The sequence below is a fragment of the Pseudoalteromonas sp. S3431 genome, assembly GCF_000690035.1.
Taxonomy (GTDB): Bacteria; Pseudomonadota; Gammaproteobacteria; order Enterobacterales; family Alteromonadaceae; genus Pseudoalteromonas; species Pseudoalteromonas fuliginea.
This window is the reverse complement of the sequence record NZ_JJNY01000016.1, coordinates 40,354-55,810: the sequence shown is the minus strand read 5'-3', so window position 1 is coordinate 55,810 and position 15,457 is coordinate 40,354. Positions and strand designations below refer to the sequence as shown.

Below are 15,457 nucleotides of genomic sequence, written 5' to 3'. Positions count from 1 at the left end.
ATGGTCAGTGGTGCACTTGCATAATGAATTCGGGAAAAAGCGAATAGGTTAAATGATAAAGCGATTATTATTCGCTGGCATAAACTCTGTAAAGGCACATTGCTAACGCAAAAATATGTACAAGGTGAAAAGCTAAGTAAAGTTGAACTCATCTTTTTCAATCAAACGGTTAAACAATACCGAGAGCGCTTATCAAGTATCAGTTGGTTTATGCGGTTATTAAATGAAGACATTGCGCGCAGAGCAAATAAAGAAGATAACTGCACAGGCCGCTTTTGGGAGGGGCGCTTTACGTCTCAAGCATTATTAGATGAAGCAGCACTTGCGGCCTGCATGGCCTATGTAGATTTAAACCCAATTAGAGCGAAAATGGCTAACACCCTAGAGGAATCAGACCATACCAGTGTCCAACAACGTCTAACATATGCAAAAGAAGGCAAACAACCAAAACAGCTCCTTCGCTTTGCAGGCATGCCAAGTCAAACAATGCCAAAAGGGCTCCCGTTTGAGCTTAAATCGTACCTAGAACTTGTTGAGCTAACAGGGCGAATAATGCGAGAAGACAAACGCGGGCATATTGATAATATGAACCTTCCCTTGCTCGAAAGAGTGAATATATCCCCCGAAAACTGGTTAAAACTCACCACGCAATTTACGCGCGTATTTCGTGGTGCAGTAGGCAGGCCAAGTTCACAAGCAAATTACTGTAAAAACTTAAACAGAAAGCGGCGGGCGAATATCAGTAATTGCGAAAAGTTACTGGCATAAAACGTAAGCTACTCAGTAAAACTGTTCAGTAATAAATCACAACTGCACCATGCAGCTATTTTCATGCGACGAATTTAATTTTAAGCGTTCTAATTTGTTTTTTACGGATGAAATGCAAGTAACCGAGCAGTGAAAGATAAATTTTTAACAAAAAAATCAAATTTAATTACGGTAGTCGAGGCCATCTTAGGGTAATCACCCCTAGCTAAAGTAGCTTTAGTCATGAAAGATCAACACTCTAGCGTAAAAAATAATCATGGTTATGCTTTATATTGATGTCTGCGTTGCCAAAAAGGCATTTTAGACCAGCGCTGTTCTTGGTTATAAAAGAAATGTTGATGGTGTAAATAATGACGCCATATTTGCTCTATTTGCTGTTGGTAAGTTTTATTAAAGTGCTGTTGTATATCATTGTCGATAATGTTTAGTATATTTGATTTTTTAAGCAGTAATGCGAGTTGCATCGCATTTGCCATTGCGTTAAAAATTCCTTGTGATGACAAGGGATCAAAGCTTATAGCTGCATCACCTAATGCGGCCCATTGTTGACCTGAAAAGTTGTTCAAACGTGTTGAGTTAGCACTTACAATGCCCTGTAAATTTAGCGTTTTTTGATTGTCGTTTAGTAATTTTGCGAGTGATGAGTGTTGTTGAGCATACTTAATAAAGTATGCTGGATCGCGATGCAGCCCCTTAGGCATTAGGTCTGAATCAGTTTGGAAGGCTAAAACACGCCGCTGGTTTGGAAGTGGAGCACTGTACCACCAACCATTATTAGTTGAGTGAATATTGCCCAGTTTATTTTCGCTATTGTCATCTAAAGTTGCCCAACATGATATGAGGCGATCACTTTGCTGGCGATCGGTATACTTTTTGGCAAAATGTGCTTGGCGACCAGTTGCATCAATAACGAATGGACATACTATGCTTACTTCCTGATCTTCATTTAAGTCTGAATTTATAAGTGTAATATGCCAAGAGTTTTCTTTGTATTGACTGTTAATTAATTTAGCGGGCCAAATGCATTCTACGCCTCGCTGTTGGGCTTTTTCACGTAAAAACAACTCAAACCTTTTTCGGTCTAGTCGCCAGCCGAAACCATCAGGGTTATTGAGGTTATCTGCAATGTGCAGGGCTTCTTGACCCCAACTTATTTGCATTCCGGCATTAGGCAAATGATGAGGAAGTGCAATATCCGTTTCTAATCGGCTTTCAAATTCAGTTAGTAAGTTGAGTTGTTTTAAAATTCGTCTTGCTGCGGGTGCTAAGCACTCTCCAATACGTTCTTCAGGAGATGCTGATTTATCGATAAGCGTCACCTTATAAGAATCGCACAAAGCAAGCGCGGCAATACATCCAGCCACGCCAGCACCAATGATCACAACACTGTTTTTTGCGTCCTCATTTTTAATCATTGGCATAGCGATTTCAACGTCCTTTGATGCGATGAAAACGGTTGGCTTTTTCGGTCACGCCTAAATCTACTTTGCTTCGATTATGAGTCAAATCTACAGAGAGAGTAACGTTACTATGTTGTATTGCTTTACTGGCTAAGTTAACTAAACCTTCGCCTGCTTTATTATGAGGTAGCATGCCTACCTGCATAGTGTTGGGGAATTGTTCGTCGTTAATAGCACCAGTATGTGTTTGTACAATAGCAAGTTCTGCAAAGTGCTCAACCATACTATTTATTTGGTTGGTATAGGTTGCAGGGTTACCATGTAGGGGCAAGTCATCAAGCCAATCTGTTCTATATGCAAACGCTTGCTGGCGGGTACTATCAGATAATGATGTATCAAGAACCTGTTGATAGCGTCGTTGATTCATTATTTGATTGGGAACACGAGCTGGCCAAAATGTGGGTAAAAATGGGTCATACTCAGAGCTATAACCATCGCGACAACTGGCCGTGTCAGTTTGCCATGGAATAGCCATCCAACGTGTGATCCCTCCTGCTACTTGGCCACCAAACAAAGGGCCTTTTGCTAAAGTATAAATATCATGATTCATAATAGGCCCATAATAACAATGATCACTTTGTGTATCAGGTAATGCATGTTTTAGTCGAAATGGAGACATATACATTCCGGCCGTTCGCATTGGCCAAGTCATCTCACAGCCTGGATGAAATGCATCAGCAAGGCAAAACTCCATTGCACCACGCGTTAGCTGTTCAGGCTGTTCGGCAACAGGGTAGTCATCTATAGTTGGTGGCTGAGTTGGCACAGGGCAGCGTGATTGTGGTTTGTAATCATTAATGAAATCACCTTTTACCCACTGGTCTAAAAATGACAATTGTAAATTAGACAAAGTCGCATGCTGGCGTACTGAGCCTGTTGGAGGGATGCTAATAGCGTCACCATATAACCAAGGCCATAGTTGAGGTGCTTGTGCACCTGATACATCAGTTCGACGAAAGTTATTAGATAAAGTCCGGCGGAGCTCTTGATATGCAGGTGATGGGTCACTAAGTTTTGCCAACCATTCTGGGGTCGTATAATCAAATTGACCACCCCAGCCGAATGCACCAGCAAAGCCGCTATTAACCCACTGTAAATTGGTCATCCTAGAAAATATAGGTTGAATATCCTCTGTGAATGATGGGCGTTGTGGCCGTGCTAGCATGCTACTATTAACAGCAACATCGCGCATTAAATCCCACATAGTACGAACTGATTTTTGCATAGGCGCATAATCAGGCGGCGCACAAATGACCCAAGCTGGTTCAACTCTTAATGCAACACCATTATGAACAACCTCGGCAGTAATTGGGCCATCGGATATATCGTCATACCAACCTTCGTTGTTGGCGAAAGTTACCGCAATATCGCCTTTTAAATTACGGGCAACACCATGTCCTCCTAACATTATTAATCGACCGTGGTTATCGCTGCGCATCTCGCCTAAGTAGACATCTTCGTCCATAAACTTACCAATAAAGTTATGTTCGTTTTTGCTATTTACGTTTTTACCACTTAGCTTGCGCTGACCACCATTAATATGAAGTTTATCTCGGTCTGCTACATTATTATTACGCAGTAGCGAAGGTGGAGCGTCTGCGGCTTCAGGAATATCTAAAGCAATTTGAAACTCGTACCAAGATGATTTTTGATTGGCGAGTTGGGCGTGCCATGTGATATCTGCATTATCTAGTGTAAGCTCTTTTATAGCCTTACCTGCAGCGTTAAAACCATAAATTCTAAACTCTGCAGCTTGGCGTTTAAGTGCACCGCTTTTATCGCGATACGCATATTCGTCACTATTGGGAACTGGTTGAGGTTGCTGCGGACCAATAAAATAATCGTCCTTGCTGTTGCCAACGCGCATTACGCCAATAGGAGGGTAGATTCCGGCATAAACAATACATTCAGAATCCGCTTCTTGTGCTTGTTCTGGATTGAAGTTAGTTAATTTAGTTGGCTCTTGTAGCTGTTGTCCGTTAGCTGTGTGACGTGCTTTTGCACTGGCTGCATAGGCTGACTTTCGTGCAAGTGCGATACTGCCAAGTGGTTCATGGGCGGCTAAAGTACGCCAAATATTAAATGCCAAGTTACTACCAAGTTCGGCTTGGCCAATTGCTGTAATATTTTGTTGTGCTAGATGTAGACGAGCAATGCACACATAAGGACTTTGTTGAGTGCTCCATACTGCTTGAGCGTCATCGAGTGGCATTGTTTCTGGATTTGTACGTAGTTGTACCTCAAATCGGAATTTGGCACTTCCTTCTCGTAATCGTCGCTGTAAATCTAAAGCAAGGTAATTGTTATCAACGCATGGCGCGCCGACTTCACTCTCTTCGGGAACTAAGCGATATTTAACAATTTGTTGATCACCTAGCTTGAATGGCAAAATAGCCCAATATTTGGCACTTAAGCAGCTCGATTCAACTTTTTGCATGTCGTTTAGGATGTTAGCAACGTCACTATTTTTAGGGTCATTTAGGTAAGCATCATAATCTTTATCAATCACACCTGCTGTTGTAAATTGGCACATCTGTTGCGCATTTTTAGTGAAAAAACGATCCATATTTTGAAAAATAAAATCAGCGGTATTGCTTTCACCAATTAATTTATCTCCATTGACCGCAAACAACTTCATTGCTAAACCAAGTGTGCTGTGTAAATCGGGGGAGGAGGGAGTGGTATCACTCGAAAAACGTATGGCGCATTCATATTCACTTTTAGAAAAAATACCAATTTTGAATTGCGGGTCTATGTCTGGATTAATTTTAAACTTACCGTATGCGATGCCATGTTGCTTTCTAAAAACGGCACGTTGCGCAGGTTGTTGACCTTTATCAATACGTGGTACTTGGCCGAGGCCAACAAACATCTCAGTTAAGCGTCTACAGGCTTGTTCAACACTTTCATTATCTGACCAACAAGGTATGTTGTTAGCTGATGGTTTTGTTGGATTTTCTTTTTTAGCCATTGTAAGTATTCCTTTTAAGCTATTGAGATATAAATTGGTTTTGAGCAAATATTGTATTTTTATTAATTTCAGCTGCGTGATTTTTACGAAAAAAAGAATAAAACTACCGTTGTTATTTGTTTTCAATATTGCATTCGGAATGCTGTGAGATTGGCAATCGAGATTGCAAGAAATAGGTATTAAATGCCTAAGCTGTATGAGTAACCACTTTTTATGTTTTTATTCGTTTTAGGTACAACTTAGAATTATTGTTATTCACATACTAATTTTTTATGTGGAATTATTGATAAAGGTAGATGATGCAGCTAAAGAAATCTATTACAGAGTATTACAGCAAATAGCATATCTAAAAAAGAATAGGTGAGGCTGACAAAGGGTTATTTAAAAAGTGTGTGTTTGGTTTGTAGGCAAGGCTGTGCCTAATGTATATGGTTATCCCTCATAAATACCAAGTAAGTGCACGCTGCTATTTAAGTTACAAGTTTCGCACCGCGATTAAATAGCACCTGGGTTGAATTTCAATCTTGAAAAGCCAATAGCCCAGGTTACTTGGTATATTTTTTGTGTTATTTAAAGTGCTTTAAAGCGAATTGCTGTACCACCACTTGTTGCTAGTTTTAAAGTAAGCTTATCGTTTGCAGTTACAATACGTTTCTCGATAGTTAAATCGTATGGGTTATTTTTCCACTCGGCATTTTCACCGTCTTTATAAATTTGTGCTTCAAATTTTTTGCCTTGCTCTAAAAAATCGAGTTTTACTTTAATTGTACGGGCTTTTTCATCGGTAACGGCACCCAAGTACCAATCGTTTCCTGAGTATTTACCACTTTTACGCTCTTTGCGGGCAAATACAATAAAGTCGCCTACTTCGCCATCTAGCGCAATACTTTGCTGCCAATCGGTGGGAACATCTTGGATAAATTGAAATGCGTCGGGCTTCGCTAAGTAATTTTTAGGTAAGTCGGCCGCCATTTGAATTGGGCTATACAAAACAACATAAAGCGCCAGCTGTTTTGCAAGTGTAGTTTGTGGGCGATTTGTGTCATCACCTAAGCCATTAAAGCTCATATCAAAAATACCAGGTGTAAAGTCCATTGGGCCTGCAAGCATGCGGGTAAAGGCAAGCATTGGTATGTGTTCAGGTGGGTTAGGCGGGGAGCCCCATGCGTTAAACTCTTGTCCACGTGCGCCTTCACGCGCAATCCAGTTGGGGTAGGTACGGCGCAGACCCGTATCTTTAATCGGCTCGTGGGTATTTATACTAATTTTATGCTTTGCGGCAAGTTTTATGTTGTAAAGATACTCGTTAACCATAAACTGACCGTCGTGCCATTCATGACGAGCTATGCCGTTTTCATCTATGCGTTTAATATTCCCGCCATCAGCTACGTAACCTGTTTTTACCTGGCTTACGTTTAATTTTTCGTAAAGAGCAAAGGCGTCTTCCATTTGATCACGATAGTTGCTCACATTACCTGACGTTTCGTGATGACCAATGAGCTGAACGCCTTTCTCTTTGCCATATTGTGCAAGTGTTGCAATATCAAAATCGTCATAAGGTTTTGTAAAATTAAATACATCGCCATTAAAATACCAATCACCATCCCAGCCAATATTCCAGCCTTCAACTAATACGCCATCAAAACCGTGTTGTGCTGCAAAATCCATATAGTATTTAGTTGTTTTTGTGGTTGCTCCGTGTTTTTCGCCGCTCCCCCACGTTTGTGTTTCTATGTGCATTCCCCACCAAATACCGACGTATTTACCAGGTTTAATCCACGATACATCGTCGAGCTTATTTGGCTCGTTTAAATTTAAAATAATATCCGAATTAACTAAATCAACAGCATGTTCGCCCATTTGGATTGTACGCCACGGGGTATTGAATGCGCCTTGTTTTTTAACTGCAATACCGTCTGACCAAGGTGTTAAATCTGCCTGAAATGTACCAGGGCGACGCTGATTAAGCACCATGGCGGCGTAATCAACAAGTGCAGCTTCGTGAATACTTAAATGTATGCCATCTTTATTTTTAAAGGTAAATGGAGTGTGCACTAAAGCTGCGTCATTAAGCGGGGTGGTGTTATAAACATACTCATAACGGTTCCAACCACGAGCAGGGATCCACCATGCTGTTGTATTGCTACTGTCGGCTATTGCAAACTCGGTAAGCTCTTTGGTTATTTCTGTTTTTTCGAAACCTATTTGTTCAGGCACTTCGTACCTAAAGCCAATACCATTATTAAAGGCTCTAAATTTTACGGTGAAAGTACCACCTTGAGGCTGTGATTTATTAAATGTTACGGCAACTTCATTATGCTTATCAGTCACTGTTTGGCGCTCACCCCAAGGCAGCTGCCATTGAGTATTAACGGTTTGTTTTTGGGTTTTTGCTATTTTAAAGCCTTCGCTAAAAGGTGCTTGTTGTTTAAATTCAAACCCTAGAGCGGAGCTTGTTATTACTGGTCTGTTTTTAAAATCAATAGAATATGTTGGAGTATTTAGTTCGTCTGATATAGTTATTTTTATATTGCCATTAGGAGATTGCAACGTCGCTGTTTGAGCAAAACAACTGCTCGAAAAAGCTAAAAGTAAAAGTGTTGATGTTCTCATTATGAGATCCTTGGTATGCCAGTATGAATTAACCAGCATAAAGGCAGTTATTAAGGAATACGAACTTCTACATACGTATTCAATGTTATAAAAAATAGAAAGAAATAAGTAATCTAACCGGTCTATAATATAAATAAGTTGAAAATAAGAATGGTAAGCGAATGATTAAGTATTTAATTTTTATAATATCAATGGTTTTAAGTTGGCAAGCAGCGGCAATTCAAATAACAATTAAAAATACAAAAGATGAACCAATGGCGAATGCCGTCGTGTGGCTAACTGCAAAAAACACTTCAGAAGTAATCATTGCACCGGATGCGCCTTATGCAATGAGTCAAAAAAACAGAGAGTTTACACCACGCATTTTAGTTGTACCGCAAAACGCTAAAGTGGAGTTTCCAAATGCAGATTCTATTATGCATCATGTGTATTCGTTTTCTAAGGCTAAAACATTCGAATTAAAGCTATATAAAGAACAACCTAAAGCGCCCTTGGTGTTTGAGCAAACCGGTGTTGTAGAGCTTGGGTGTAATATTCATGATTGGATGTTGGGTTATATCGTTGTGGTTGATAGCACTATTTTTGCTATTACCGATATAACAGGAAAGGTTGATTTAGCAGCACCTTTAGGAGAATACACTCTCAATGTATGGCATTCAGGATTTGGTGATATTAGTAATGTTGAATCAGAGAGTGTAACTGTAAATTCAGCCCCACTCACTTATAAAATAAAGCAAACTATAACCGAACAAATTGATTTTGCCACGGACGAATTCGATGATTACTAATAACTTACTAAAGCTGACACTGCTGTGTTGTATTGTATTTTTTAGTGGTGCGTTAAGTGCACAGGTAAAAGGCTTAATACAAGTTAGAGCAGTGCAAGGTGATGATACGCTTAGTTTTCAAGAGGGCGGTATTGGATTGTATCGGCACGATGCTAAAAGCGATGAGCTTATTTTATCACAAGGTATTTTAGATTTTAATGTTGATTTAGCATCTAGTTGGTCGGCTCATGGTGTACTGAATATAAATCAAGACCCTGATGTGGCTTTAGGTTTAACGCAAGCTTACATAAAGTACCAACCGTTATCTAACAGTAACTATAAATGGCATGTACGTGTAGGTGGCTTTTATCCATTAATGTCTTTAGAAAACCCAGATATTGGCTGGACTTCGCCATATAATTATACAAATTCAGCAATTAATAGTTGGATTGGTGAAGAACTACGTACTGTCGGAGTTGAGGTTACTATAAAGCGACCTGCAAAGCGTTTTAATAGTGCACATGGCTTTAGCGTTATAGGAGCTACATTTAAAGGAAATGATCCCGCAGGTACATTGCTCGCATGGCGTGGTTTTGCATTACATGACAGGCAAACAACATTTAACGAAGGCGTCAGGTTTGCACCTATAGCAGCATTAAATGAATCCCAATTACGTTGGCAAGCTAACCAAGTATTACCGTTTGAAGAGGTGGATGGTCGCTTTGGTTATTATGTGGGTATGCACTGGGATTACTTAAAACAATCACAATTTCGAATTTATTATTATGATAACAATGGCGATCCGACCAAGCTTAATATTAGCTCAGGACAATATGCGTGGGATACTCGGTTTACCAGCGCCGCATGGCTCTATAAGTTAAATAAAAAAACACGCCTCATTGCGCAAGTGTTAAGTGGTAAAACTGAAATGGGATATAATGCGTTAATAGAAAATACATACTATAGTCATTATTTAATGATGAGTCATAAAGAAGGTAAGCACAGAGTATCGTTGCGTTATGATTATTTTAAAGTTACAGATAACGATACCACTGTATTTGACCCTAATGGCAGTCATGGTGAAGGTATAACTGCAACATGGCGTTATCAGTTGAGTGAAAAGTTACAAATAGGTGTTGAAGGAGCTACTCTTAAAAGTGTAGTTGAAAATAGAGCTGCAATTGGTTTTAAACAGTCTATTTCACAACAGCAAGTAATGCTTAACATGCAATGGAAATTATAAATTTAATGCATGTGTTGCCTTTTTAAAACTTAGTTATAGTGTGTAATCCCGTCAGGAGTGATAAATGAATTTGCATAGTATTCGCGTTAAAGTTTCTTTTCCTATAGTGATTTTAGGAATTGCAGTATTGTCGTTAATTATTGGCTACACCCATTTAATTAATCTACAAAAAAATGCATTGGATGTGCAATCTGAAAAATTTATTAAGGCAACTTCACTCGCATTAAATGCGGATCGTGACTTATATCAAGCTAAGGTCGCAGAGCTAAATCTTGTTACGCATACTAATAATATTGAAAAATATAAGGCAGAACACAAAGAAAATGCAGCGCAAGTAATACAAAAATTAAAGCAGTATTTGGATCTTCTCACGGATTATCCTGAAATTAAAAATGAATTTAGAAGTTTTGATGCTACTTTTAATGCTTGGCTTAATGCCTCGAACGCTCATATGACTGATAAGAGTGAGGCGAAGCAGTTTGAATCGGAACAGACATTTGCTGATTTAAGAGTAAGGCTTGACCGCGCTGGAGAGTTAGCTGAAAAAACTTCCGAACAAGAAATTAATAAATTATCCGAAAAAATAGAGTCGACTAAGTTGATGATGTTAGTTTTCGTTATAATTATTTTATTAATAGCCGTTTGGTTTAGCTACATAATACCTAAACAGTTAACGCAACAAATTAATTATGTTACAGAACGTATTAATGATATTGCATCGGGGGATGGTGATTTAACGGGGCGTATACAAGTAACATCTCAAGATGAGTTTGCAGATCTTGCTACTAGTTTTAATGGCTTTTTAGATAATTTACAGCAGCTCATTCGCGATATTTTAGAGCAATCAAAAGAACTAAATACGCTAGGTGCAGAGCTAAGTAAGGTTGCGAATCAAAATAACAGTGTAAACCAAGCTTTAGGTCAGGCTTCTGAGTCTATAGTCAGTGCTGTACATGAAATGAGTGTAGCAAGTAGAGAAGTTGCAGGAGTTGCTCAACAATCTTCGAGTGAGGCTGATAACTCTTTAAATTTGGCGCAACAAGGTTTAACTGCCGTTGCTAATTCGAGCGCTCGTATTGTTTCTCTTTCACAAAATATGGATCAGGCGATGGCGCGCTCAACTGAACTACAACAAAGTTCAGATAACATAGCCAAAGTATTAGAGGTTATTCGTGCTATTGCGGAGCAAACCAATCTATTAGCATTAAACGCGGCAATTGAAGCAGCACGTGCTGGCGAATATGGCCGAGGGTTTGCTGTTGTTGCTGATGAAGTCAGAACGCTTGCAACACGTACACAGGTCAGCACTAACGACATCCAACAAATGATTGAGCACTTTGCGACAAGTGTTGAGCAATCTATAAAAGCAATTGATGAAGGAAAGCAGTTTGCTGATGATGCTGTGGGGTCATTTACTCAAACTAATGATGTACTTAATGCAATGCAAAGCTCGTCAACTAAAGTGAACGATATGGCAATGCAAACAGCGCAGGCTACAGAAGAGCAAACTACGGTCGCCGACGAAATAAGTCAAAATTTATCATCACTAAATGATCAAACTGTTGAAGGTGTTGCACTTGCACGAACAACTGAAGATGTATCTAAAAAAATGGAACAATTAACCGATGAGTTAAATCGTTTAGTGCATCGTTTTAAAGTTTAAACAGTGAGCTATTAAAACAATCAGGGGCCTATTAGGGCCCCTTTTTAATGCAATTTATATCTAAGTGAATGGGACTATTTTTTATCGAATGCGCGTTTCATGTAGTTAGGTGTAGCGAGTGCACCATGGTGAATACCGTTGTTATAGTACTCGCTGTGCTGTGCAATATTTGCAGCAGCGTCTTCTCTGAAACCGTCAAATGCTTGTGATTTACGCGCAAGTGTTACTGACCATAAACCGCTTGGGTAAATTGGTTGTGGGAATGGCAGTGTTTGTAAATCCTTAAAGCCTACGCTTAGCATTGCTTCGCGCATTTCAACTAACAATGGCATATGCATAAGTGGCGATTCACTTTGTTGTACTAAAATACCACCTGGGCGCAGTGCATCTAAACAGCTTGTGTAAAACGCATGGTTAAATAAACCCTCACCTGGACCTACCGGATCTGTGCCATCAACAATCACTACGTCGATAGATTCGCCAGCGGCTTCGCGCATGTATTTAATACCGTCGTCAAACATAACAGTTGCACGGGCGTCGTTATTAGATTCACAAAGCTCTGGGAAGTATTTTAACGACATTTGCGTTACTACTTCGTCGATATCTATTTGCGTTACAGTTTCTACGCCTGGGTGTTTTAATACTTCGCGTAAAGTACCGCAGTCGCCGCCGCCAATAATAACGACGTTTTTAGGGTTTGGATGCGCTAAAAGTGCAGGGTGGCTGATCATCTCATGATAAAAGAAGTTTTCGCGGGTTGTTACCATAGTACACCCGTCGATGATCATTAAATTACCAAAGTCTGTGGTTTCAAACATTTCTACCTTTTGAAAAGGAGACTGTTTTTCATCTAACTTTTTATTAATACGTAATGAAAATGCGCTGCCATCGCGGTCGCTAATTTCAGTAAACCACTTACTTTGATCTAAATTTGCCATAGTTACTATTACACTTTTTAGGTTGAGTATGAAAAAGGGGCAATTCTGCCAGTGCTTGGCGTTTTGCTCAATGACATTTTAACTGATTTGACGAATAAAGTTAGTTAGGAGTGAGTGAAAGTTCAATTTTTGTTAGCCTAGTGGATAGTGACGTATTAAAATGCGCCTTTATACCTAATTGACTAAAGAAGAGTTGCCATGACCTGGGGTTTAGAAACAGCACGCGCCACTTATAACGTTGCTCATTGGAGTGATGGTTATTTTGATATTAACGCACAAGGCGAACTGGTGGCTTACCCAGATGGCGACCAAGCAAAACCGGCCATTTCTTTAACGCAATTAACTGAGCAGTTTAAGCAACAAGGGTTAACGTTGCCGGTTTTAGTACGCTTTACCGATATTTTACAAAATCGTGTAGACACACTTACTAACGCGTTTACGCAAGCGCGAGCAAATCGTGAATATAACGGTAAATACACCTGTGTTTATCCAATTAAAGTAAATCAGCAGCGTTCTGTAGTAAGTAAACTATTAGCGCACCCAAGCGGACTTGTTGGCCTAGAAGCAGGCTCAAAGCCAGAACTTATGGCTATTTTGGGCGTAGCAAAAGAGCCAATTACTATTGTGTGTAACGGCTATAAAGACAGTGAGTTTTTACGTTTAGCGTGTATTGGTCAAGCAATGGGCCACAGCGTAAAGATTGTGGTAGAAAAGCTTTCAGAACTGACCACACTACTTGAAGAAATAGACAACCTAGGCATTGAACCTGCTATTGGTATTCGTATTCGCCTAAACTCAGTAGGCAAAGGCAAGTGGCAAAACACCGGTGGCGAAAAAGGCAAGTTTGGTTTAACGGCAGGCCAAGTACTAAGTGCTGTTGAAGTGCTTAAAAAGCATAATAAGCTGCACTTAATGCAAATGGTGCATTTTCATATTGGTTCTCAAATTGCCAACATTCGTGATATTCACCGTGCTTTGCGTGAATGCGCACGCCACTTTGCTGAGCTTACGCAATTAAACGTACCGTTAAATACCGTTGATGTGGGCGGCGGCTTAGGCGTTGATTACGAGGGCTCTGGCTCACGCAGTGCGTGTTCAATGAACTACACAGTAGAAGAGTACGCACGTAATGTAGTGAATGCATTTGCAGACGTGTGCGACCAACATAACCTTACCCATCCGGCTATTATCACCGAATCGGGACGTGCTTTAACGGCTCACCATGCGGTATTAATTACCGATGTAATAGACGTAGAAAAAGCGCCAAATCATTTAAATCCAGAGCCACCGCTTGAAAATAGCGCATTAGTGCTTGATGAAATGTGGCAGTGTTTACAGCGTTTAAACCCGCGTATGGCATTAGAGATTTATCACGACGCTATGCACTTATTTAGCGAAGCGCACGATCAGTACGTGCATGGCTTAGTAAGCATGCTAGAGTGGGCAAAAATAGAGCAGCTTTATTTTACTATTTTACATCGTGTACGTGCATCGCTTAGTAATAACGCGCGCGCGCACCGTGAAGTGCTCGACGATTTAAACGAAAAGTTGGCCGATAAACTCTTTGTTAACTTTTCATTATTTCAGTCATTGCCAGATGTATGGGGTATTCAGCAGTTGTTTCCGGTTATGCCAATCGAAAATTTAACTCAACCATTGACTCAGCGCGCGATTATTCAAGATATTACCTGTGACTCTGATGGGCAAATCCGTGAATACGTTGAAGGTGCTGGTATCGAAACTAGCTTACCCATTCCAGAATATAAACATGGCGAGCAATACCATATTGCGATGTTTATGGTGGGCGCATATCAAGAGATTTTAGGTGATTTACATAACCTATTTGGTGATACCGATTCGGTGCATGTAGAGCTTAACGACGAAGGTTATGTGTTAACCAATGCCATAAAAGGTGATAGCGTTAAGGATGTATTAAAGTTTGTTGACTATGATAGCGCTATTTTAGCTGACAACTTTGCGTACCAAGTTAATAAACTTGATGTATCGACGCAGTGTAAACAAGGTTATTTAGCTGAGCTTAATGCAGGCCTTGAAGGTTATACCTATTTTGAAGATTAATTTGTAAGCAACTGAAAGCGTAGTATTAGTTGCTGCGCCATGTTTAAAGGAAGTAGAAGTAATGTCAGTTATTCGCGGTGTACTTAGTATTATTTTGTACGCAATAAACACACTCTTTTGGTTTGTGCCTATTTTTATTTGTGGGCTTATAAAGCTTATCCCTATTAAGCCACTGCAAAAATTAATGAGCTGGGTTGCTAAACAATGTGCAACTATTTGGGTCACTTTTAATAGCTTAAATCAAATGTTATTTACGCCAACAAAACTTAACGTAACTGGCCTTGAAGAACTAAAACTAAAAGATTGGTACCTAGTAATAGCAAACCACCAAAGCTGGGTCGATATTTTAGTATTACAGCGCGTGTTTAATCGTAAAATTCCATTTTTAAACTTCTTTTTAAAAAAGGAGCTTATTTATGTGCCCATTTTAGGCTTGTGTTGGTGGGCGCTTGATTTCCCGTTTATGACGCGCACGAGTAAAAGCCAATTAAAAAAGAATCCAAAGCTGCGTGGTAAAGATTTAGAAACTACGCGTAAAGCCTGCGAAAAATTCAAAGAGATGCCAGTAAGTGTGGTTAACTTTGTTGAAGGCACTCGTTTTACTACGCAAAAGCATGCGCGCCAAAATAGCCCGTTCCCACATTTATTAAAACCAAAAGCGGGCGGTATTGCTTTTGTAATGCAAGCAATGGGCGAGCAAATTACTAAAGTGGTTAACGTCACAATTCATTACCCCGATGGGATCCCTACTTTTATGGATTTTGCTGGTGGTAAGGTAAAAAATATCAACGTACACGTGGAAGTAAGGCCGGTAAGCGAAGAGCTTATTGGTGACTACACCGGTGATTCTGAATTTAGAATTCGCTTTCAAAGTGAGTTAAATCGTTTATGGGAAAATAAAGAGCAAACATTGCAATCGCTCGAAAAACCATAAAGAAAAGGTAAAAAATATGAG

Annotated in this window: 9 protein-coding genes and 1 pseudogene; 6 read left to right on the top strand and 4 right to left on the bottom strand. The window is 39.8% G+C overall.

All coding sequences use genetic code 11. From position 1 onward, the window contains the following. Positions 1-33 precede the first annotated feature (33 nt). Positions 34-768: pseudogene (locus DO88_RS14190) on the top strand (transposase); the annotation flags it as partial. A gap of 260 nt (positions 769-1,028) precedes the next feature. Here DO88_RS14190 and DO88_RS14195 read toward each other — a convergent pair. From DO88_RS14195 to DO88_RS14205, 3 genes are all read right to left on the bottom strand, one after another. After that, the gene (locus DO88_RS14195) at positions 1,029-2,189 is read right to left on the bottom strand and encodes a tryptophan 7-halogenase (protein WP_008138739.1); all 1,161 of its coding nucleotides are present in this window, start codon (positions 2,187-2,189) and stop codon (positions 1,029-1,031) included. Between the two features lie 7 nt (positions 2,190-2,196). Then, entirely contained in the window at positions 2,197-5,199 is a 3,003-nt protein-coding gene (locus tag DO88_RS14200; protein WP_033031780.1) for a LodA/GoxA family CTQ-dependent oxidase, read from the bottom strand. A 570-nt stretch (positions 5,200-5,769) separates the two neighbouring features. Beyond that, the gene (locus DO88_RS14205) at positions 5,770-7,812 is read right to left on the bottom strand and encodes a glycoside hydrolase family 97 protein (protein ID WP_033038291.1); all 2,043 of its coding nucleotides are present in this window, start codon (positions 7,810-7,812) and stop codon (positions 5,770-5,772) included. A gap of 161 nt (positions 7,813-7,973) precedes the next feature. Between DO88_RS14205 and DO88_RS14210 the strand changes: the two genes are divergently transcribed. The 3 genes from DO88_RS14210 (at position 7,974) to DO88_RS14220 (ending at position 11,485) form a co-directional block, all read left to right on the top strand. After that, on the top strand, positions 7,974-8,600 hold the full coding sequence (locus DO88_RS14210) for a methylamine utilization protein (RefSeq protein WP_008138744.1): 627 nt from the start codon (positions 7,974-7,976) through the stop codon (positions 8,598-8,600). After that, positions 8,590-9,822, top strand: coding sequence for a hypothetical protein (locus tag DO88_RS14215; protein ID WP_033038290.1), 1,233 nt, complete (start codon positions 8,590-8,592; stop codon positions 9,820-9,822). The genes DO88_RS14210 and DO88_RS14215 overlap by 11 nt, the downstream gene beginning before the upstream one ends. 64 nt (positions 9,823-9,886) lie before the next feature. After that, the gene (locus DO88_RS14220) at positions 9,887-11,485 is read left to right on the top strand and encodes a methyl-accepting chemotaxis protein (RefSeq protein ID WP_033038289.1); all 1,599 of its coding nucleotides are present in this window, start codon (positions 9,887-9,889) and stop codon (positions 11,483-11,485) included. 74 nt (positions 11,486-11,559) lie between these two features. Here DO88_RS14220 and speE read toward each other — a convergent pair whose 3' ends face one another. Continuing rightward, positions 11,560-12,423 carry a polyamine aminopropyltransferase gene (gene speE / locus DO88_RS14225; RefSeq protein WP_024608074.1) on the bottom strand — a complete coding sequence of 288 codons (864 nt, stop codon included), beginning with the start codon at positions 12,421-12,423 and terminating at the stop codon, positions 11,560-11,562. A gap of 198 nt (positions 12,424-12,621) precedes the next feature. On the opposite strand from speE, the gene speA reads away from it, so the two are divergent. Both speA and DO88_RS14235 read left to right on the top strand, forming a co-directional pair. Then, positions 12,622-14,502, top strand: coding sequence for a biosynthetic arginine decarboxylase (gene speA, locus DO88_RS14230; RefSeq protein WP_033031794.1), 1,881 nt, complete (start codon positions 12,622-12,624; stop codon positions 14,500-14,502). 61 nt (positions 14,503-14,563) lie between these two features. Further along, a complete protein-coding gene (locus DO88_RS14235; protein ID WP_007376435.1) occupies positions 14,564-15,436 on the top strand; it encodes an acyltransferase in 873 nt (290 codons plus the stop codon). The last annotated feature ends 21 nt before the right edge of the window (positions 15,437-15,457 follow it).

What these genes read in the sequence shown, in the direction of transcription:
- DO88_RS14195 (WP_008138739.1), bottom strand. Translation starts at nt 2,189, where the DNA reads ATGCCAATGATTAAAAATGAGGACGCAAAAAACAGTGTTGTGATCATT.
- DO88_RS14200 (WP_033031780.1), bottom strand. Translation starts at nt 5,199, where the DNA reads ATGGCTAAAAAAGAAAATCCAACAAAACCATCAGCTAACAACATACCT.
- DO88_RS14205 (WP_033038291.1), bottom strand. Translation starts at nt 7,812, where the DNA reads ATGAGAACATCAACACTTTTACTTTTAGCTTTTTCGAGCAGTTGTTTT.
- DO88_RS14210 (WP_008138744.1), top strand. Translation starts at nt 7,974, where the DNA reads ATGATTAAGTATTTAATTTTTATAATATCAATGGTTTTAAGTTGGCAA.
- DO88_RS14215 (WP_033038290.1), top strand. Translation starts at nt 8,590, where the DNA reads ATGATTACTAATAACTTACTAAAGCTGACACTGCTGTGTTGTATTGTA.
- DO88_RS14220 (WP_033038289.1), top strand. Translation starts at nt 9,887, where the DNA reads ATGAATTTGCATAGTATTCGCGTTAAAGTTTCTTTTCCTATAGTGATT.
- speE (WP_024608074.1), bottom strand. Translation starts at nt 12,423, where the DNA reads ATGGCAAATTTAGATCAAAGTAAGTGGTTTACTGAAATTAGCGACCGC.
- speA (WP_033031794.1), top strand. Translation starts at nt 12,622, where the DNA reads ATGACCTGGGGTTTAGAAACAGCACGCGCCACTTATAACGTTGCTCAT.
- DO88_RS14235 (WP_007376435.1), top strand. Translation starts at nt 14,564, where the DNA reads ATGTCAGTTATTCGCGGTGTACTTAGTATTATTTTGTACGCAATAAAC.